Source organism: Occallatibacter sp. (assembly GCF_035317045.1).
Lineage (GTDB): Bacteria > Acidobacteriota > Terriglobia > Terriglobales > Acidobacteriaceae > Telmatobacter.
This window is the reverse complement of the sequence record NZ_DATHHT010000031.1, coordinates 16709-34701: the sequence shown is the minus strand read 5'-3', so window position 1 is coordinate 34701 and position 17993 is coordinate 16709. Positions and strand designations below refer to the sequence as shown.

Genomic DNA, 17993 nt, shown 5'->3' with positions numbered 1-17993 from the left:
GCTCCGCTAACAACGGTAACTCCGCTTTTAAGCGACTCACTAAAGGATAAGATGACAGCAGAAGGCAAGCGACAGAGTATCCCGTTGACCGAGGGCCCGAGCCGCGCGGCGGCGCGTTCTTATTTGCGTGGGTCTGGATTTGCAAAAGACGACCTGCACAAGCCGATTATCGGGATTGCAAATACATGGACCGAGATCGGCACCTGCAATGTGCATCTGCACGAAGTGGCCGAGGCGCTGAAGGAAGGCATTCGCGAAGCCGGCGGCACGCCGATGGAGTTCAACACCATCACGATCTCCGATGGCATCACCATGGGCACGCAGGGGATGAAGGCGTCGCTGGTGTCCCGCGAGGTCATCGCCGACTCCATCGAGTTGGTCGCGCGGGGCAATCTCTTCGACGGCCTCGTCGGCATCGGCGGATGCGACAAGAACATGCCGGGAATCATCATGGCCCTCTGCCGGCTCGATATCCCGGGCATGATGCTCTACGGCGGCTCGATCGCCCCTGGAAAACTGAATGGTATCGACATCACAATTCAGAATGTCTTCGAAGGCATAGGGGCCTATGCAGCGGGCAAGATTGACGCTGCCGGACTTGAAGCACTGGAGGCGAATGCCTGTCCCGGCGCGGGCGCGTGCGGCGGCCAGTTCACGGCGAACACCATGGCCATGAGCGGCGAGATGCTGGGCATTTCGCCGATGCAGCTTTCCGGAGTTCCTGCCACCGATAAGGACAAACACGCCGCGACCCGTGAGGCCGGGCGCATGCTGATGGATGCGGTGCGCGCGAATCGCCGGCCTTCGCAGATCATTACGAAGAAATCAATTGTGAACACAATTGCCAGCGTAGCCGCAAGCGGCGGATCGACCAACGCCGTGCTCCACCTGTTGGCACTTGCGCACGAGATGGGCATCGAGCTTTCGATTGACGATTTTGATGAGATTTCAAAAAAGACGCCGTTCATCTGCGATCTCGTTCCCGCCGGCAAATACATGGCCTCACACTTCCAGGCTGCCGGAGGTTCGCGACTGCTGGCGAAGCGACTCATTGACGCAGGCCACGCCGATGGATCGACGCTGACAATCAGCGGACGCACGCTTGCAGAAGAAGCTTTGCTGGCCGAGGAAACTCCAGGGCAAGTGGTTATCAAAACATTCGAGCAGCCGATCAAACCGACTGGCGGTCTGGTGATCCTGAAAGGCAACCTGGCGCCCGAAGGATGCGTGATGAAGATTGCCGCCGCCGATCGCTATGAGCATCGAGGACCGGCGCGTGTATTCGATTCCGAGGAAGACTGCTTCGCCGCAGTGCAGGGCGACAAGATCAAGCCCGGCGATGTGCTGGTAATTCGCTACGAAGGTCCAAAGGGCGGCCCGGGCATGCGCGAGATGCTGCAGGTGACAGCAGCAGTGAGCGGACATCCAGAACTCAGCCACACCGTCGCATTGCTTACCGATGGACGATTCAGCGGCGCAACGCGGGGATTCACAGCAGGACACGTGGCGCCGGAAGCTTTTGTCGGCGGTCCGATTGCCGCCGTCCGCGAAGGCGACATCATTGCCTTCGACATCAAGAAGCGCACGCTGGATGTGGAGATCAGCGCGGAAGAAATGGCTGCGCGGCTCAAGAACTTCAAACCGCCCGCGCTGCGTTGGCCTGCCGGAGTGTTTCGCAAGTATGTAGATCGAGTAACGAGCGCATCCCTTGGGGCAACAACTTAGAGACAGGGCCGTGTTCAGTGAACAGTGATCAGATAAAGCTGGAAAGTATCAAGGAGACAAACATGGGAAGCAAGGCAAAAACGCCATCCGCTGAGAGCCACCTCACCACGCCGACGCGCCTTACCGGCGCTGAGATCGTATGGGCAACGCTGGTGGGTGAGGGTGTATCCACGGTATTCGGATACCCGGGCGGAGCGATTCTTCCGGTATACGACGCGCTGCGCAAGTTTCCCATCCATCATGTTCTCGTCCGTCATGAGCAGGGCGCCGCGCACATGGCCGACGGCTATTCACGCGCTTCCGGCAAGGTCGGCGTGGCCATGGCAACCAGCGGTCCGGGAGCGACGAATCTCGTAACCGGCATTGCGACGGCGATGCTCGACTCCATTCCCATGGTGTGCATCACCGGCAACGTCTCCAGCAAAGTTCTGGGCACCGATGCCTTTCAGGAAGTGGACATCACGGGCATCACGCTGCCGGTAACGAAGCACAACTTTCTCGTGAACAAGGCCGAGGACGTTGCCCACGCGATTCGATATGCATTCCAGATTGCGCAGAGCGGGCGGCCGGGGCCGGTGCTGGTCGACATTACCAAGGATGCGCAGCAAGGCACGGCGATCTTCGACTTTGAGGCCGCAAAGCCTCGGCCGTATCGCCCGCACCCCATGTTGCGCGTGGAAGAGAACGGGCTGAAGCATGCGGCGGAACTGATCAAGAATGCAAAACGTCCGGTGATTCTCGCCGGCCACGGTGTCTCCGAATCGGGCGCGATGGAGCAGGTGCAGACTCTGGCGGAGCGCGCGCAGATTCCGGTAGCTCTCACCCTGCTGGGGCTGGGCAACTTCCCTGCCTCGCACCCACTGAACCTGGGCATGATGGGCATGCACGGCGAGTCCTGGGTGAATACGGCAATTCAGGAAGCCGATCTTCTGATCGCATGCGGCATGCGCTTTGACGATCGTGTGACGGGCACGCTGAGCACCTATGCGCAGAAGGCAAAGAAAATTCACATCGAAGTCGATCCCGCCGAGGTGAACAAGAACGTCAAGGTCGATGTCGCCCTCGTGGGCGATCTGCGCTCAGTGCTTGAAGATTTGCTGCCGCGCATCGCGGGACGCGATGGCTCCGCATGGCTCAAGACTATTGAATCGAGCAAGGGTGCAGTCTCGGTTCGCGATATCAAGAACCTGCCGGACTCGGGACACCTCTACGCGGCGCACGTGATGCACGACCTGTGGCGCATCACAGGCGGCGACGCGATTGTGGCGACGGATGTGGGCCAGCACCAGATGTGGGAAGCTCAGTATTTCCACCATGAGAAGCCGCGCTCGCTGGTGACATCGGGCGGTCTGGGGACAATGGGATTTGCTCTACCGGCTGCGATTGGCGCGAAGATGGCTTGCCCGGACAAGGAAGTGTGGGTGATCGCGGGCGACGGCGGATTCCAGATGACGGCGGCAGAGCTGTCGACCATCGTGCAGGAGAAGATCAAGATCAACATCGCCATCATCAACAATGGATATCTCGGCATGGTCCGGCAGTGGCAGGAGTTTTTCTACGAGAGCAACTACGAAGCTACGCCGCTGGTGAGTCCGGATTTTGTGAAGCTCGCCGATGCGCACGGTATTGCCGGACGAGCAGTGAAGACCCGAACCGAACTCGCTGAGGCAGTGAATGAAGCGCGTAGCGCCCCTGGCGCGTTCCTGCTGAATTTCCTGGTCGAGAAAGAAGATTCGGTGTATCCCATGATTCCCGCAGGCAGCGCGCTGCATGAGATGATTCGCCGACCCGGCAAAAATCCGCTAGTCGAGTCCGCGGACGACGAGTAGCACCACAGTGAACAGTGAGCAGTGGACAGTGGACAGAAAAAAAGCACCCTGGCCGTCGGAAGCAAATTGGAATTAGTGATGCACCACCGCTCGTGGTTCTAACAGAACACTGATCACTGTTCCCTGTTCACTGCCCACTCTCCGCTTGAAAGGTTTTTATGTTGCACACATTTGTCGCATATGTTGAAGATTTGCCGGGCGTGTTGACGCGCGTGGCTTCCCTGTTCCGCCGGTTGAACATCAACATCAGTTCGCTCACCGTAGGCCGTAGCGAGCGTCCAGGACTGTCGCGTCTGACGCTGGTCTGCGAGGCATCGGAAGAGGCTGGCCATCGCATCCGCGCCAGCTTGTTCAAGCTTGAAAATGTTGTCGATGTCGACGATATTGCCAAGGCGCCCAATGTCACGCGCGAACTCGCGTTGATCAAGGTGGCGGCCTCGCCGCGCAATCGTGCGCAGATCTTCGACCTGGTAGAGGTGTTCCGTGCGCGCATTGTCGACCTGACCTCGGAATCGCTGATGATCGAGATGACTGGCGTGGAAAGCAAGATCGAAGGCCTCATCGAAGTGTTGCGCGAAGACGATGGGCGCATCCTTGAGATCTGCCGCAGCGGAAAGATGACGATGCGGCGCGGCCATCATACCTCGAGCGTTCTCAAGGCTATGGGCAAGGTATCCGATGAAGATACCCTGCCTGAGGACGAGCCGGAAGGCGCCGCAGAGGAGAGCGCAGATATTGAACCTGCATAAGCGGCCATCTTTAGGCCTTGGAACGTAAGGTTGCCTTGGTATTCTCACCCTGGAAGGATCAAGATCATGGACCCAGACAGCAAAGCCTGCCCGGTTTGCGGAGAAACCATCAAGGCCGCAGCCATCAAGTGCCGTTTTTGCAATACTGACCTTGCCAACTACGCTACAGCGAAAGAAGTGGAGGCAGAGCGCGACCTGTTTGTCGGTCACCCGGCATTGATTTATACCGTTGGACAGCTACTGCCATTTCTTATTGTTGCCGCTTCAACCGCGGCAGCAGGATACGGCATTGAGAAGCAATTTCCCGAACAATCCAACGAGTACTTCCTTTACCTGGGCCTGTTCTTTGTTGCGGCGTGCATTCTGATTTGCGTGATCTATTTCATCAAGAGCCGGCGAGTGTTCTACAGGATCACTACCCAGCGCATCAAGTTCGAGCGCGGTTTGCTCTCCAAGGTGCAGGAGTCGCTCGAACTGTTTCGCATCGATCACTTTGAGCTGCGCAAGCCCATCGGCAGCCGGCTTCTCGGCCAGGCCTCTTTGCACCTGTTCTCTTCCGACGCCGAGCTTGAGAACTTTTCAATTTACGGCGTGCCTCATCTGGAGGTTCTTGCCGACGAGTTGCGCGAGTGCCAGTTACGCGAGCGCACCCGCCGCGGCGCCACAACATTTGTGAAAGCATAGATGAGCTTGTTCCCCGCATGGGCTAAGAGCCGTCATTCTTTGCGGTTCAATTCGGCGCCACTGAAGTCGTGCCCTGATACACGAAAGTTCCGGCGGTTGGACTGAAGTCTCCGACTGCAAGTTTTGAAGAACACAACGAACGCAAAGGAAAATCAAGATCATCATGGCTACAACTTATTACGATCACGACGCTGACCTTTCCCTCATTCAAGCCAAGAAAGTAGCCATCATTGGTTACGGTTCGCAGGGGCATGCCCACGCTCTGAATCTCAAGGATTCCGGAGTCGAGGTGAAGGTGGGCCTCTCAGCCAATTCGAAATCCATTGCCAAAGCGCAGAAGGCAGGCCTTGAAGTCGGCACCGTGCCTGAAGTGACCAAGTGGGCTGATGTCGTCATGGTGCTGGTTCCGGATCAGACCGCAGCCAAGCTGTACGCCGAAGAGATAGCGCCGAACCTCAGCGCAGGCAAGATGCTGCTTTTCGCACACGGCTTCAACATTCATTTCAAGACGATTTCTCCGGCCGCAGGCATCGACGTAGGCATGGCCGCCCCCAAGGGTCCGGGACATCGCGTACGCGAAGTCTTTACCGAGGGTGGTGGCATTCCCGGACTCATCGCCATCCATCAGGATGCGACGGGCAAGGCGCATGCACTGAATCTCAGCTACCTCAAGGGCATTGGTTGCACACGCGCCGGGGTGCTGGAAACAACGTTCAAGGAAGAGACAGAGACCGATCTCTTCGGCGAGCAGGCAGTGCTGTGCGGCGGCGTGAGTGCGCTGATCAAGGCGGGATACGAAACGCTGGTCGAGGCGGGGTATCAGCCGGAGAGCGCCTATTTCGAAGTGCTCCACGAGTTGAAACTCATCGTCGATCTGATTTATCGTGGCGGCCTGGCTTACATGCGCTACTCGATCTCCGACACCGCCGAGTGGGGCGATTATGTCAGCGGCCCTCGTGTGATCAACGATGAGAGCAAGAAAGCGATGAAGGCGATCCTCACCGAAATTCAGAATGGCGAGTTTGCAAAACGGTTCCTTGCCGATCAGAACTCAGGGCGCAAGGAATTCATAGCCTTCCGCGAAGCCGAAGCCAAACACCCCGTCGAAATCGTCGGCAAGAAACTGCGCGCCAGCATGCCGTTCCTCGATCCGGTGACGGTGGAGGAAGTGGCCAAGACTCGGTAAAACAGCAAACAGCTTTCAGCTTGGCCCTGCTGGTGCGTGCCTCCACTTCGTGGAGGGCGCGTATCAGCGGGGCCTTCGTGTTTTTTGGTCAGTCCAGAAGCTGTTCCGCAATGAGTCTCACCCACGTTTGCAGATCGGATGATCGATCGCTGAGATCAACTTCGGAGAGTCTGACACCGAATAGCTCCCAGGCAGATCGCTCTTGGCAACGAATCACCATTTGTCGAAGACCAGAAAATTCCGCTATCGAGGAATCCCACCTGAGTTCATCGGCACGTTTCACCGTCCACTCTGCAAGAGAAATCAGATCTTGATCCTCTGTCTGCGGACGAAGATGCAGTGCAAACCAAAAGAGCGCCACGCCGTACTCACGTACCGACTCGTCTTTCAACTTCTCTCGGCCTTCCGGATCCGACTTCAGAATCAGCCAGGCAAGATGTCGCACAGCTTCTCGACTAACATCGACCGGCAGCGCCTCCAGACTGAACATCAACTGGATCGTCGTTGAATCCGTGGAGCCATCATTGTATTTGTAGTTCCACGGTTCTTGTTCAACTCGAAGGATCGCCGCGCACGAGAAAGCCCGCATCCAGTGGCCGAACTCACCCATTTCTCCCGGTTTCCACTCCGGATCCTCAGGTTGCGACCACCGGATGAGTTCCAGCACCTCCATCGGCACCCATCCCGGATTACCCGGCAGGGTCCCGGTGCCACGCAGGTGGCGAAGAGCGGCGAGGTGTTCATCGGCTCGATCGCCATAGTCTGCCTTCGAGATGCACTCCAACATTTCGTCGGTGATGTGCCTGGAGATTGCTCGCAGCAGCACATCGCCATCCGGCTCGAATCGGTCTAGAAGCTCGACGATCATCGCGAGATCAACTGAAGTCTACCTGCTGCAAACGGGAAACACCGAAACACCAGGCGAAGGCGCCGCCTAGCGTGATGACGGCGGCAACTGCGAAGGCGGATGCAAAGTGGCCGGTCCAGTCTACGAGGAAGCCAGTGAGCGCGGGGCCGGTGACTCCGGCCATGTTGGCGATGCCGTTTTGCAGGCCTACCCACTTCCCTGCTGCGCGCGGGCCGGCGAGCGTCTGCGCAAAAGCAAACGTGCCGGCGTTGGCAGCGCCGGAACCGACGGCGCAGGCGATGAGACAGGGGAGATAACCCTGCTGGCCGGCGAGCGCACAGCCCACGAGCGATGCAGCGGCGAGTGAGAATCCAAGAGCCATGGCCGACTTGCGCGCCAACGTCGGACTGGCGCCCCGACGAATGCACAAGTCCGTTATCGTGCCGGTGCCGATGGAGGACAGCGAGTCGACCACCCACAGCGCACCGGCTGCAACGGACATCGCGGACATGGAGAGATGTCGTTCGTGAACGAGATAGTACGGCAACCAACTCATCAGAAAGTAGACAAGATAATTCGCGCAGAAGTGGCCTGAAGCTGCTCCCCAGAAATCCCGTTTACGCAGTATGGCCGAGAACGCAGGGGCGGCCGCATCAAGATGAGCCGTGATGTGCGCTTCCGGCGCCTTCCAGCGCGACCATGCCGGTAGCCACAAAAGACTCACAACGCCAATGGCGACGAAGGCTGGGCGCCAGCCGTAGGCTGCCATCAAAAGGCCTCCGCCAAACGTGCCGATTGCCGAACCCCAGCGCATCGCGGCGTTCATGAGGCCGTTGGCGAATCCGCGTGCATGCTCTGGCAGATGTTGCGCCATGATTTTTGAGCTTGCCGGAAACATGACCGATTCTCCGACGCCGAGCAACAGGCGGAGAGTGAGCAGCGTGGCGAATCCCATGGCTGCGCCGGTAAGCACCGTGGCCAGCGACCAGGCCAGGAATCCAAGCGCCATCAGGCGATTTGCGCCGAAGCGATCGACGAAGAGGCCCATGGCGAATTGCAGGGCGGTGTAAGTCCAGAAGAAAGCGGAGAGCAGAATGCCAAGCTGCGACGCCGTCATGCCCCACTCAATTTTGAGCAGCGGCGCCGCAAGAGCGAGGTTGCCGCGATCGACGTAATTGATGAGCACAGCCAAAACCAGAAGAATAAGCGTTGGCGCGAATGCGCGTAGCGCCACCTTGTCGCCGGTGTTCGCGGTGCTGGACGAGAAAGTCACAGGTCAGCAGTGTACCGTTTACGGCCAGTCAGTGATCTCCAGACAATGGACAGAAATCCTGGTGGCAAGGATCGCCGTCAATTGCGTAAGCTGGAAGCCGCGCTATACAAAGGAGGTCTAAGGTGATCAAGCTGCGAACATGGATGTTGTTGCTGGTTCTTCTGGGCGCGTCTCGGTCCTTCGCGCAGGATCCGCTGGACGGTCTCTGGCAGGGTTACGACGGCGAGTGGCGTCACGTCTCCAGCCAACTCATCGCGCTGGCCGAAGCCACTCCGGCCGACAAATTCGCCTGGCGGCCGGCTCCCGGCGTTCGATCCACCAGCGAAGTCTACATGCACATCGCGATCGCGAATTTCGAACTGCTCCCCGTCGCCGGGCCGCACCTTCCGCCAGATTTGAAAGCAGACTCGGAAAAAACCGTTAACACTAAGCCGGCAGTCATTGCCTGGCTCAAGCGCTCGCTGGAGGCAGTAAAGCAAGCGCACCTCGCAGCCGATCCCAAAGATATGAGCCGCAAACTCAAAGTGAATGGCCGCGATGCCACGGTCGACGGTATGTACCTCCGCATCATCGTCCACGGCAATGAACACATGGGGCAGCTGGTTGCGTATGCGCGCATGACGGGCGTGGTGCCGCCCTGGTCGAAGTAATCTGTTGCCACCGTCACCAGGCAACCCGCTCTAGCGTTTCGGCACCACCAGCGAAAGCAGCGGAAGCCCTGCACAAAGCACGTACGCGATGCCGAGCGTCCAGTTCAGCCACTTCTTGCCCGAATGGTTTACCCAGTAGCACAGCAGCGCCGACAGCAGCAGTGCCTGCGTCACAATCTCCAGATAGCCGCGCAACTGGCTCGCCACCGGCACAGTCGTGTAGATGAATCCTTCCAGCGATCCTGCGGGCGCGGCAAACGTTCCCAGGATCCCGATCCCGATGAGCATCCAAGCCATGGCCAGCCAGCCATTCTTTCGTCCGAACAACCGCTCGCGAAAAAGATAGAAGACCGAAGCAAACAGCACGCCGCGAAATACCTGCAGCGGCACTCCAAGAATCAGCCACAGGCTGGTGATTGGCCGCATGCCCGAATTTGGATTGTTGATGAGGTCCGCGTAATGCAGAAAGTGATAGGCGAGTGCGCCCATGATCATGTAGGTGATGGAATGGCATACGATTGTCTTGGCCGCAAGCGGCACAAAACGAGGTCGCGAATCTTGCATAACGTCCTCTTGAGAGGTTTTGAGATGCGAGGATTCTATTCTGGTAAGGGCAGCGCGGCAACTCCGGCGAAGCGACTATGTCCCTTCAGCTTCGCAGCGCCTTGATCACTTTGGCCGTCGTGACCACCTGGCCCACGTGGCGCTGGGTGTGGTCGGCGACGTGGACCAGCGCTCCGCCGATCGACGTCGGCAACTGCTTGCGGCCCACGCCGCGGAACGTATTGAAGTCCGCGGTAGCCAGCACGCGGACGCGGTCTGCCGCATTGCTGAAGGAGGTTTCCACCTCGGACAGGAGTTCCGCCAGCGTCTCGCATCCAGTCTGCTCTGACTTCAACAGTGCCAGTTGATCCGAGGAAATTTGACCGCCCTCGGCATACGTCAACAACCGGTCGGTCGATCGCGCGATATGTTTCAAGTGAAACGATAGTGCCGGCAATCCCAGCGGCTGCACATGTACTTCGAGATCGTTGAGGCCTCCCGTCCATTTCGTGATGTCGTCGAGCGCGAGGTCGAAGGCGTGGAGGACGGCCCGTCCAACGGCCGGAACGTCGGCATGTGTGCCTCGCAGCCAAGGCTCAATGTAAGGAACAGAAGCAGGAGTGCTCATAGGGAAGTCTCCAGGTTGCAGCGGACGACAAACTCAAGGTCTTCGTAATTCCTAAGTTGATCTACCGGTATAAATGTATGCCCGGAAACTGCGGGATCTTTCACCATCACCCCGCCACCATATAGCCGGACAAAGCAGCTATGTTCAGGATCGCTCAGATCGGCGGCTGCAAATTCAATCTCCGCATCATGCCCATGGAACCGGACACGATCGCCCGAGCAGATCTCTTGTCCCGACAAGTATCGCAACGGCTCCGACATCTCGCCCCCAGACAGCAGGCCTCAGACCGCGCTCTTCACCCTGACCACGGTGATTTTTTCAAACCCCTCTTCGAACGCGGGTGCCTTCAGCTTCTCGGCCATCTTGCGCATGATGTCTTCGCTGACTGAGCGATCGCGCTGCCTGTTGCGGTCGAGACAAACTTCAAGTGGAACATCAAAAAACACCGCCTGTGTCTCATATCCAAAGCTCTTGGCCATCTTGATCCACTGGCGGCGCTCGTGCGTCGACAGGTTAGTTGCGTCGACGTAGTTCCACGGCATTTTGGCGATCAGCCTGGCTCTCAACAGCGAGCGCAGCGTGGAAAACACGAGCCCCTGATAGCGCTGCTCCTCCACATCGTCGAAGAGGATGTTGCGCAGCAGGTCGCTCGAGAGGGGAGTGACGCCGCGGCGGCGAAACCATGTGGTCTTGCCCGAACCCGGCAACCCGATGGCCAGCACCACATAGCCTTTGGGCGCCTGCGGCGAGCGGCTTGCAGCCTGCGCCTCTGCTGACGGCACCGAGGGCGACTCCGGCTGGGTCTCCATTTCGAGGCGGCCTGATCCGGCAGGCTCATTCCACTCCTGCGGAGCGGCGCGTTTCGGCTGGCTTGGCGGCCGAGGGGCGCGAGGCTCGGCGGCTGTTCGCGGAGCGCGAGCCTCAGAAGCCGCAACCGCGGACCGCGAAGCACGCGTCTCCTGAGCTGCAGCCGCGGGGCGCGCGGGTCGTGACTCACCGGGCAAAGTTTCGTCCGGATAGAGCGGCACCAGCGGGCGGGGCTGATTCTGTGGGAGTTCCTGGCCAATTTTGCCTGTGGATTCTGAATTATTTACGCTGCGTCGGGAACGTCTTCTCATTCCGCTTTCTACACCTACACTACCGGGATACCACACCGACCGGAGCCACTGCAAATACAGCAAAACACGTATCATGCGCGAGGTCACTTGGAACACAACATCCCGGTGTGCACTTTCACGCAGTCGCAGGCATGGGTTGGTGCGCGAGTGGCGTCCGTCACATACGGTCCCACATCCGAACCCGCAAACTAGCGTAGAGCGCATTTTGGTACGAGAACGCGGTTTACGGAGCGTTCATTTGGGAATTAATCACTTAACTCCCTTAGACTTGCTAAGTCTTGTAGACAGCCTGTTTTTGTTCTTTGTAGTCATCGAACTCGGCTAATTTATACACATTGAATCCGTGCTGATTCAGATGGTGAATTTGGATTTCACCGCCGATGAAGACTTGTTCATTCTTAGGTAAAAGTGCCTGAATGGTTCTCTGTTCTTCCATCATTCCTTTTATGTCGTCTGGAAATCTGTAGTTCTCAGGGACCGTGCATTTAGGCTTCACACCGGTTCTGTATTCGAGACGCTCGGATTGAAACCCGTTTTCCGACCTATATGCGTAGGCGTGAATAACGCCTGCAGTCTCGGAGAACCCAAAATGGTAGATAGTCACGGTCGAGAGATTACTTGGCTCGGTGATCTGCTGCTGGTAGAGACTCCAAGCGGCTGCAAGATAATTAGTCGCTTCGCGATCCACCGCATCAACATCGCGCATAGGGCTACCGTTTATGGCAACAATCCACCTATCCAAGAATCCGGCCCTTCCAGTGCCAGCAAGAAGCATATTGAGATGAGGCAATATGAGGACTTTGCTTGTGAAGTAAACAGGCTTGCCTTCGTGTGACGTGGCAAGCGTATCTGTTGCTACAAAAACTTGGTCGTGGGCAATGTGGTAGATGAGTGAAGACATTCTTTTATACTATTCCAAGTTGCCTTAAAATAAAGACATAAAAGTATAAATAATACTTGACTCCCTCAAGGGAATTAACTACTATTACTTCATGAGCCAGAGCACGATAAGCACCTTCGAACTCTTCCAGTTGATTCCAGATGCGGAAACAGCGCGGGTTTACTTGGAAGCACGGCTTTGGCCCAAGGGTGCAACCTGCCCTACTTGCTCGGGCCAGGATCGCATTACGACCCGCAAGGGTGGCTTCTATCGCTGCAACAAATGCAAACTGGACTTCACAATCCGCACTGGCACAATCTTTGAGCGTTCGCATGTTCCCCTACACAAGTGGGTGTATGCGATGTACCTCATGGTGACGGATCGTAAGGGCATCAGTTCTATGCAACTCGCCAAAGAGATAGGCATCACTCAGAAGTCGGCATGGTTCGTGCTCCAGCGTCTCCGTGAGGCTTGCGGTGGTCCTTCTGGTAGCGGTGGCAAACTGGCTGGTTTTGTGGAAGTAGATGAGTGCTTCGTCGGCGGCAAAGAAGGCAACAAGCACGAGCACAAGAAACTGAATGTTGGCCGTGGAAGTTTCGGCAAGACTGCCGTAATCGGTCTACGTCAGCGCGGTGGACGTACCGTTGCAATGACCATCCAAACCAATGACCAAGAAACCTTGCACAACGCCATCTATGACAACGTAGAGATTGGCTCTACCGTGATGACAGACGAACACAACGGTTACAGGGGTCTGGACGGTGGCTTCTACAAGCACGAGGTAGTCAACCACAAAGGTGGCGAGTACAGCCGTGGCAACACATCCACGAACAGCATAGAGAGCGTATGGGCGCTCCTGAAGCGCGGAATCTACGGCACCTATCACCAAGTGAGCGCCAAGCACCTTACCCGTTACGTGGACGAAGTTTCTTTCCGCCTGAACGAAGGCGACGTGAAAAATCACACCCTAACGCGGCTGGATAGTTTCATTGACGCCACAGATGGTAAGCGCCTCACGTATGCGAGGTTGATCGCATGAAGAAGACAGAAATACCCGAGATTCTGAATCAGATTGTGGACAAAGTTCTGGCCTATCGGCCCAAACCAAAGTCCAAGGCAGCACGCAAGCGAAAACGCTTGAAGACCAAAATTGAAAAGGAAAAGAAGCCCGCCCCTTAAAGGCGGGTTCTTATTGGTGTACGCCTATGGAAAATCCGTTTGCTGCGTTCGGATGTGGAATGGGCGGAAAATGTCCTGAAACACCCATCTATTCAATGAGTAAATTCGAGGTGGATTGTCCTGATTTGGTTCCCGGCGAGAAGCACAGCACTGTAACACACATATTTTTTTGTCATAAGCATATAGAAGAGGCAAAGCGAGCACTGGACAGGCTCTAGCTAGATTTTAGAAGCGTCAACCCACCTTACTTTTGTATCCCGGTCTTGTTGCCTCATGCTGCTTCTATGCTCGTCACAGCACAGCCTAGACTGGATAGTTGCGGAAGCGGGGCCTTCGATAAAAGTCTGCTCTCTGATCTCTCTAAACAGCCACATAGCTTTCTTTGTGCAGCCGGGAACAGAGCATTTTGCTGGTTCGAGTTTTGCCATTCTGAATTATCTCTCCTGTGATCCCAATCATATTCCGTCCCTTTTCCACAGGGTAAAATTGTGGTTAGGGAGTGAAGTATGTAAGTCCCGTTCATTTGGTTCTCGTTGACAACAGTGTTAGCCTGATGAGTTTGGTGGACTTGCCTGATGCGCGTCGTCGCGGCGCCGAAACCCCATCACACACACAATTTTGAGATCTACCCATAACGAAGGAGAATACGCATGGCAGTGAAGGTTGGCATCAACGGCTTTGGCCGAATTGGCCGCAACGTTTTGCGCGCCGCCCTCGGCAATCCCGAGATCGATTTTGTTGCCGTTAACGACTTGACCAGCCCGGCAACTCTCGCCCATCTGCTCAAGTACGACTCGATTCTTGGCAATCTTAAGAATGAAATTTCCGCCGGTGACGACTTCATTTCCGTCGACGGCAAAAAGATCAAGGTCTGGGCCGAGCGAGACCCCGCCAAGCTGCCTTGGGCAGACGTAGGCGCGCAGATCGTCATCGAGTCCACCGGCCACTTCACTGACGGGGCCAAGGCCAAGGCGCATCTCGGTACGACCGTAAAGAAGGTCATCATCTCTGCTCCCGCCACCAACGAAGACATCACTCTCGTCCTCGGCGTCAACGAAAACAAGTACGACGCGGCTAAGCACAACATCATCTCCAACGCCAGCTGCACCACCAACTGCCTGGCGCCGGTCGTCAAGGTTCTGCTGGCCCACTGCGGCATCGTCAGCGGCATCATGACCACCATTCACAGCTACACCAATGACCAGGTCATTCTCGATTTCCCGCACAAGGACCTCCGTCGTGCCCGCGCGGCTGCCATCAACATGATTCCTAGCTCCACCGGTGCTGCCAAGGCCCTCAAGCTGGTTATCCCCGAGACCGACGGCAAGCTCGACGGTTTCTCCCTGCGCGTTCCAACACCCAATGTCTCCATCGTCGATCTCACCTTCATCAGCGAGAAGCCGACCGACGTCAAGTCAATCAATGCCGCTCTCAAGGCCGCCAGCGAAGGCGAGCTCAAGGGCATCCTCGGCTACGACGAGAACCTGCTGGTCAGCTCCGATTTCAAAGGCAACCCGCTCTCATCCATCGTCGACGGTCCTCTCACCAAGGTCATCGGCCAGAGCGTCAAGGTGCTGAGCTGGTACGACAACGAGTGGGGCTACTCCAACCGCGTAGTCGACCTCGTCGGCTTCCTGGCTAAGAAGGGTCTGTAAAGGCAGTGAGCAGTGGACAGTGATCAGACTCGGATCAGCTGTCCATTGCCACGCAATTACTGTTCACTGACCACTGTGCACTGTCCACTGTTTCCGCTCACTTACCACTGTTTTATGCGACAAAACATCACTGGCGGATCTCCCTTCGAGCCCATCATCGGCTTCTCCCGTGCCGTACGCGTCGGGAACACCATCCACGTCGCCGGAACCGGCCCCGTAGGCGCAGACAATGAAGACGCAGCCGGCCAGACCCGCCGCATCTTTGCTATCGCCGAAAAAGCTCTCGTCGAAGCCGGTGCATCCTTCCAAGACGTAGTCCGCACCCGCATGTATCTCACCCACGTTGAAGACTGGGAAGCAGTCGGGCGCGTGCACGGCGAATTCTTCGGCGACATTCGTCCCGCCGCCACCATGGTCGTGGTTGCTGCGCTGCTCAACCCAAACTGGCGCGTCGAAATCGAAATGGACGCCGTGATTCAGACGACTGTAACTGACAACTGAGGACTGAAAACCGACCACTGTCCACTGTTCACTGTTCACTGTCCACTGTTCACTGCTCACTGCTCACTGCTCACTGCTCACTGTCCGCTGTTCACTGTCCACTGTCCACTATCCACTGTTCACTTTTAAGGAATCCACCATGTCCAAGCTCTCGATCCGCGACATCGAACTCAAAAACAAACGCGTCTTCATCCGCGTCGACTTCAACGTGCCGCTCACGGAAGACGGCAAGGAAATCACCGACGACACTCGCATCGTCGCCACGCTGCCCACCATCGAGTACGCGCTGCGCCACCATGCCAAGGTCATCCTCGCCTCGCACCTCGGCCGCCCCAAGGGCAAGCCGAATCCGAAGTATTCGCTCCGTCCCGTCGTCGACCGCCTGCGCCAACTGATCGATAAGGACGTGTGCCGCGCGGAAAATGTAGGCTTCTCCCCGGATTGCGTCGGCGAAATCGCCAGCGAAATGGCGCGCCAGCTTGAATCCGGCCAGGTCCTGCTGCTTGAGAACCTCCGCTTCCACGCCGAAGAGGAAGCCAACGATCCCACCTTCTCGAAGGCTCTGGCCTCGCTGGCCGAAATCTACGTCAACGACGCATTCGGCAGCGCGCACCGGGCTCATGCCTCAACCGAAGGCATCACCCATTTCCTCAAGCCAGCCGTGGCCGGCCTCCTGATGGAAAAGGAAATCACCTATCTCGGCAAGGCGCTCGAGTCTCCAGAGAAGCCGTTCGTCGCCATCATCGGCGGATCAAAGATCTCCGGCAAAATCGACGTCATCGACAACCTGCTCGACAAGGTCGACACGCTCGTCATCGTCGGCGGCATGGCTTACACCTTCCAGCGTGCCCTCGGCGTCGCCACCGGTAAGTCGCTTGTTGAAGAAGACAAGATCGACCTTGCTAAATCAGCACTGGACAAATCCAAAAGTAAGGGAGTGGAACTCCTGCTGCCCGTCGACAACATCCTTGCCGACAGTTTCTCGCCCGATGCCAAAACCCAGCCGTGGGACACCTCCAAGGACTTTCCTGCCGACTGGCAAGGCCTCGACATCGGTCCCAAGTCCGTCATAGCTATTGAAAAGGTCGTCTCCGCCGCCCGCACCATCGTTTGGAACGGACCAGCCGGCGTCTTCGAGTTTCCACGCTTCGCTGTTGGCACCAACGCCATCGCCAAGGCGGTGGCAGCTAACAAAGCAGCCATCTCCATCATCGGCGGCGGCGATTCTGTCTCCGCCATCAACAAGGCCGGCTATGCCGACCAGGTCACGCACATCTCCACCGGCGGCGGCGCCAGCCTCGAGTTCCTCGAAGGCAAAAAGCTACCCGGCGTAGAAGCCCTCACCAACAAATAGCAACTGCCGCCCACTCGCCTCCGGCGCACGGTGCGTGGATGCGGGTTCAGCAAGAACTGGGTGCCCCATCCTAAACGCGTATTTCGCGTTTAGGGTGGGAATGCACGATGTACCGCAAGCACCATCTCTCTTTTCAGAGCACCGAGTCGCCCAACCTCGGAGAAAGCAGCGACCATCAAGCCTCTGAATAACTAACGCGCTCTATAGAAGTGCGAGCTTCATTGAGGATGCAGTCTCACTTCGTCGCTCCCGGAGTATTAAACTCAAATGGTTCCCAACCCGGGAGAAGCCATGCCCTACTACACGCGAGTCCTTTCTAAAGACGCAGAATTTCCTCCCTTCGAAGAGCTCGCCGATTTCATTCACAGCGGCCATCCAGACTTCAAGCTGACAGTCGAAGAAGGCACTCAAGAAGAATGGGAGTCTCTCCTACTCTCCGGCACCGACGAAGTTGAAGTCGCGCTACTCGAGCGAATCCCCATATACGATGAGGGCGACGTCGCCGAATTCATCGACGACACCCAGGACTGCAAGCCGGAAACCGGGGTCCAGTGGCTCCATGAATTTCTGGCCGATGTAAAAAACATCTATGAGCTCCAGCATCTGCAAGGCGCTGAAACTGAAGAAGGCGGCAACGCCCTTCACGCCCTGCGCTCGCATCTCTGGGAGCGCGGAGACGCCATTCTGCAAGCCGACAATGAGGGATTCACTAACGAAGAGGGCTTTCACATTGTCTGGCAGTTTTCTGACTCTGTGTCTGGGCCGTGGAACATGGGGATCCTGCAGGACGGCACCTGGCACCATTTCAAGATGGACCTCGGCGATCCCGACCACCGTGAAGCATTCCTGAACGGCGAAATGCCTGCCGATCTTACCGTGATCCGCCAATCCGGCCCCCAAGGCTGACGCGATTCTCAGTTTGCTGTCTCCCAAAAGACTGTCAACCCCACCCGGTCGCGTTTCTCCTCCAAATCGAACAAAGCAAAGGAAAGAAATATCCACCGGAATTGCAGGTAATTTCACGCGATTCCCTATCATGGAATGTGATGAGGCAGAACCTGCCCTTGGAAACGGCGGCCCTGCGTTCCGAGGGGAATGCGCCTCGCGAGTCGCACGAGCGAGGACCAGTGAGAGAACCGCCTCTAAGTCATTTGCTCAGAGATATTTGCTGATTAAGCTCAATACCAGGAAT

The 17993-nt window shown here is 57.1% G+C and carries 18 protein-coding genes; 12 read left to right on the top strand and 6 right to left on the bottom strand.

Translation table 11 applies throughout. The features are described 5' to 3' along the window. Positions 1-51: 51 nt before the first annotated feature. The 5 genes from ilvD (at position 52) to ilvC (ending at position 6173) form a co-directional block, all read left to right on the top strand. Entirely contained in the window at positions 52-1725 is a 1674-nt protein-coding gene (gene ilvD / locus VK574_RS15370) for a dihydroxy-acid dehydratase (protein WP_472800739.1), read from the top strand. Positions 1726-1787: 62 nt separating this feature from the next. Then, positions 1788-3554 (top strand): biosynthetic-type acetolactate synthase large subunit, encoded by a 1767-nt coding sequence (ilvB, locus tag VK574_RS15365; protein WP_472800738.1) that lies wholly within the window; start codon positions 1788-1790, stop codon positions 3552-3554. A gap of 158 nt (positions 3555-3712) precedes the next feature. Then, positions 3713-4303, top strand: coding sequence for an acetolactate synthase small subunit (gene ilvN / locus VK574_RS15360; protein WP_472800737.1), 591 nt, complete (start codon positions 3713-3715; stop codon positions 4301-4303). 66 nt (positions 4304-4369) lie between these two features. Then, positions 4370-4987: a PH domain-containing protein gene (locus VK574_RS15355; RefSeq protein WP_472800736.1), complete on the top strand. Its 618-nt coding sequence runs from the start codon at positions 4370-4372 to the stop codon at positions 4985-4987. A 163-nt stretch (positions 4988-5150) separates the two neighbouring features. Next, positions 5151-6173 (top strand): ketol-acid reductoisomerase, encoded by a 1023-nt coding sequence (ilvC, locus tag VK574_RS15350; RefSeq protein ID WP_472800735.1) that lies wholly within the window; start codon positions 5151-5153, stop codon positions 6171-6173. Between the two features lie 88 nt (positions 6174-6261). On the opposite strand, the gene VK574_RS15345 is transcribed toward ilvC, so the two are convergent. Together VK574_RS15345 and VK574_RS15340 are read right to left on the bottom strand one after the other, a co-directional pair. Continuing rightward, positions 6262-6846 carry a hypothetical protein gene (locus VK574_RS15345; RefSeq protein ID WP_472800734.1) on the bottom strand — a complete coding sequence of 195 codons (585 nt, stop codon included), beginning with the start codon at positions 6844-6846 and terminating at the stop codon, positions 6262-6264. Between the two features lie 202 nt (positions 6847-7048). Beyond that, the gene (locus VK574_RS15340; protein WP_472800733.1) at positions 7049-8293 is read right to left on the bottom strand and encodes an MFS transporter; all 1245 of its coding nucleotides are present in this window, start codon (positions 8291-8293) and stop codon (positions 7049-7051) included. 122 nt (positions 8294-8415) lie between these two features. On the opposite strand from VK574_RS15340, the gene VK574_RS15335 reads away from it, so the two are divergent. After that, complete coding sequence (locus VK574_RS15335) at positions 8416-8943, top strand: DinB family protein (protein ID WP_472800732.1); 528 nt, start codon at positions 8416-8418, stop codon at positions 8941-8943. A 30-nt stretch (positions 8944-8973) separates the two neighbouring features. Here VK574_RS15335 and VK574_RS15330 read toward each other — a convergent pair whose 3' ends face one another. The 4 genes from VK574_RS15330 to VK574_RS15315 form a co-directional block, all read right to left on the bottom strand. Beyond that, positions 8974-9507, bottom strand: coding sequence for a hypothetical protein (locus VK574_RS15330; protein ID WP_472800731.1), 534 nt, complete (start codon positions 9505-9507; stop codon positions 8974-8976). A gap of 85 nt (positions 9508-9592) precedes the next feature. Beyond that, a complete protein-coding gene (locus tag VK574_RS15325) occupies positions 9593-10114 on the bottom strand; it encodes a DinB family protein (RefSeq protein ID WP_472800730.1) in 522 nt (173 codons plus the stop codon). Positions 10115-10395: 281 nt separating this feature from the next. Beyond that, positions 10396-11232: an AAA family ATPase gene (locus VK574_RS15320; protein WP_472800729.1), complete on the bottom strand. Its 837-nt coding sequence runs from the start codon at positions 11230-11232 to the stop codon at positions 10396-10398. A 271-nt stretch (positions 11233-11503) separates the two neighbouring features. Continuing rightward, on the bottom strand, positions 11504-12133 hold the full coding sequence (locus tag VK574_RS15315; protein WP_472800728.1) for a hypothetical protein: 630 nt from the start codon (positions 12131-12133) through the stop codon (positions 11504-11506). 91 nt (positions 12134-12224) lie between these two features. Between VK574_RS15315 and VK574_RS15310 the strand changes: the two genes are divergently transcribed. The 6 genes from VK574_RS15310 (at position 12225) to VK574_RS15285 (ending at position 17707) form a co-directional block, all read left to right on the top strand. Then, positions 12225-13151: an IS1595 family transposase gene (locus VK574_RS15310; protein ID WP_472800727.1), complete on the top strand. Its 927-nt coding sequence runs from the start codon at positions 12225-12227 to the stop codon at positions 13149-13151. Further along, positions 13148-13291 (top strand): hypothetical protein, encoded by a 144-nt coding sequence (locus VK574_RS15305; protein ID WP_472800726.1) that lies wholly within the window; start codon positions 13148-13150, stop codon positions 13289-13291. Before VK574_RS15310 ends, VK574_RS15305 begins: the two co-directional genes overlap by 4 nt. A gap of 650 nt (positions 13292-13941) precedes the next feature. Further along, complete coding sequence (gene gap / locus VK574_RS15300; RefSeq protein WP_472800725.1) at positions 13942-14946, top strand: type I glyceraldehyde-3-phosphate dehydrogenase; 1005 nt, start codon at positions 13942-13944, stop codon at positions 14944-14946. 114 nt (positions 14947-15060) lie between these two features. After that, entirely contained in the window at positions 15061-15447 is a 387-nt protein-coding gene (locus VK574_RS15295) for a RidA family protein (RefSeq protein ID WP_472800724.1), read from the top strand. A 139-nt stretch (positions 15448-15586) separates the two neighbouring features. Next, positions 15587-16801 carry a phosphoglycerate kinase gene (locus tag VK574_RS15290; RefSeq protein WP_472800723.1) on the top strand — a complete coding sequence of 405 codons (1215 nt, stop codon included), beginning with the start codon at positions 15587-15589 and terminating at the stop codon, positions 16799-16801. 267 nt (positions 16802-17068) lie between these two features. Beyond that, positions 17069-17707, top strand: coding sequence for a hypothetical protein (locus VK574_RS15285; RefSeq protein WP_472800722.1), 639 nt, complete (start codon positions 17069-17071; stop codon positions 17705-17707). The last annotated feature ends 286 nt before the right edge of the window (positions 17708-17993 follow it).

Excerpts from the sequence above, each read along its gene's own strand:
- VK574_RS15315 (WP_472800728.1), bottom strand. The coding sequence starts at position 12,133 with ATGTCTTCACTCATCTACCACATTGCCCACGACCAAGTTTTTGTAGCA.
- VK574_RS15325 (WP_472800730.1), bottom strand. The coding sequence starts at position 10,114 with ATGAGCACTCCTGCTTCTGTTCCTTACATTGAGCCTTGGCTGCGAGGC.
- VK574_RS15295 (WP_472800724.1), top strand. The coding sequence starts at position 15,061 with ATGCGACAAAACATCACTGGCGGATCTCCCTTCGAGCCCATCATCGGC.
- gap (WP_472800725.1), top strand. The coding sequence starts at position 13,942 with ATGGCAGTGAAGGTTGGCATCAACGGCTTTGGCCGAATTGGCCGCAAC.
- VK574_RS15290 (WP_472800723.1), top strand. The coding sequence starts at position 15,587 with ATGTCCAAGCTCTCGATCCGCGACATCGAACTCAAAAACAAACGCGTC.
- ilvB (WP_472800738.1), top strand. The coding sequence starts at position 1,788 with ATGGGAAGCAAGGCAAAAACGCCATCCGCTGAGAGCCACCTCACCACG.
- VK574_RS15355 (WP_472800736.1), top strand. The coding sequence starts at position 4,370 with ATGGACCCAGACAGCAAAGCCTGCCCGGTTTGCGGAGAAACCATCAAG.
- ilvC (WP_472800735.1), top strand. The coding sequence starts at position 5,151 with ATGGCTACAACTTATTACGATCACGACGCTGACCTTTCCCTCATTCAA.
- VK574_RS15345 (WP_472800734.1), bottom strand. The coding sequence starts at position 6,846 with ATGGAGGTGCTGGAACTCATCCGGTGGTCGCAACCTGAGGATCCGGAG.
- VK574_RS15285 (WP_472800722.1), top strand. The coding sequence starts at position 17,069 with ATGGTTCCCAACCCGGGAGAAGCCATGCCCTACTACACGCGAGTCCTT.
- VK574_RS15320 (WP_472800729.1), bottom strand. The coding sequence starts at position 11,232 with ATGAGAAGACGTTCCCGACGCAGCGTAAATAATTCAGAATCCACAGGC.
- VK574_RS15305 (WP_472800726.1), top strand. The coding sequence starts at position 13,148 with ATGAAGAAGACAGAAATACCCGAGATTCTGAATCAGATTGTGGACAAA.
- ilvD (WP_472800739.1), top strand. The coding sequence starts at position 52 with ATGACAGCAGAAGGCAAGCGACAGAGTATCCCGTTGACCGAGGGCCCG.
- ilvN (WP_472800737.1), top strand. The coding sequence starts at position 3,713 with ATGTTGCACACATTTGTCGCATATGTTGAAGATTTGCCGGGCGTGTTG.
- VK574_RS15310 (WP_472800727.1), top strand. The coding sequence starts at position 12,225 with ATGAGCCAGAGCACGATAAGCACCTTCGAACTCTTCCAGTTGATTCCA.
- VK574_RS15330 (WP_472800731.1), bottom strand. The coding sequence starts at position 9,507 with ATGCAAGATTCGCGACCTCGTTTTGTGCCGCTTGCGGCCAAGACAATC.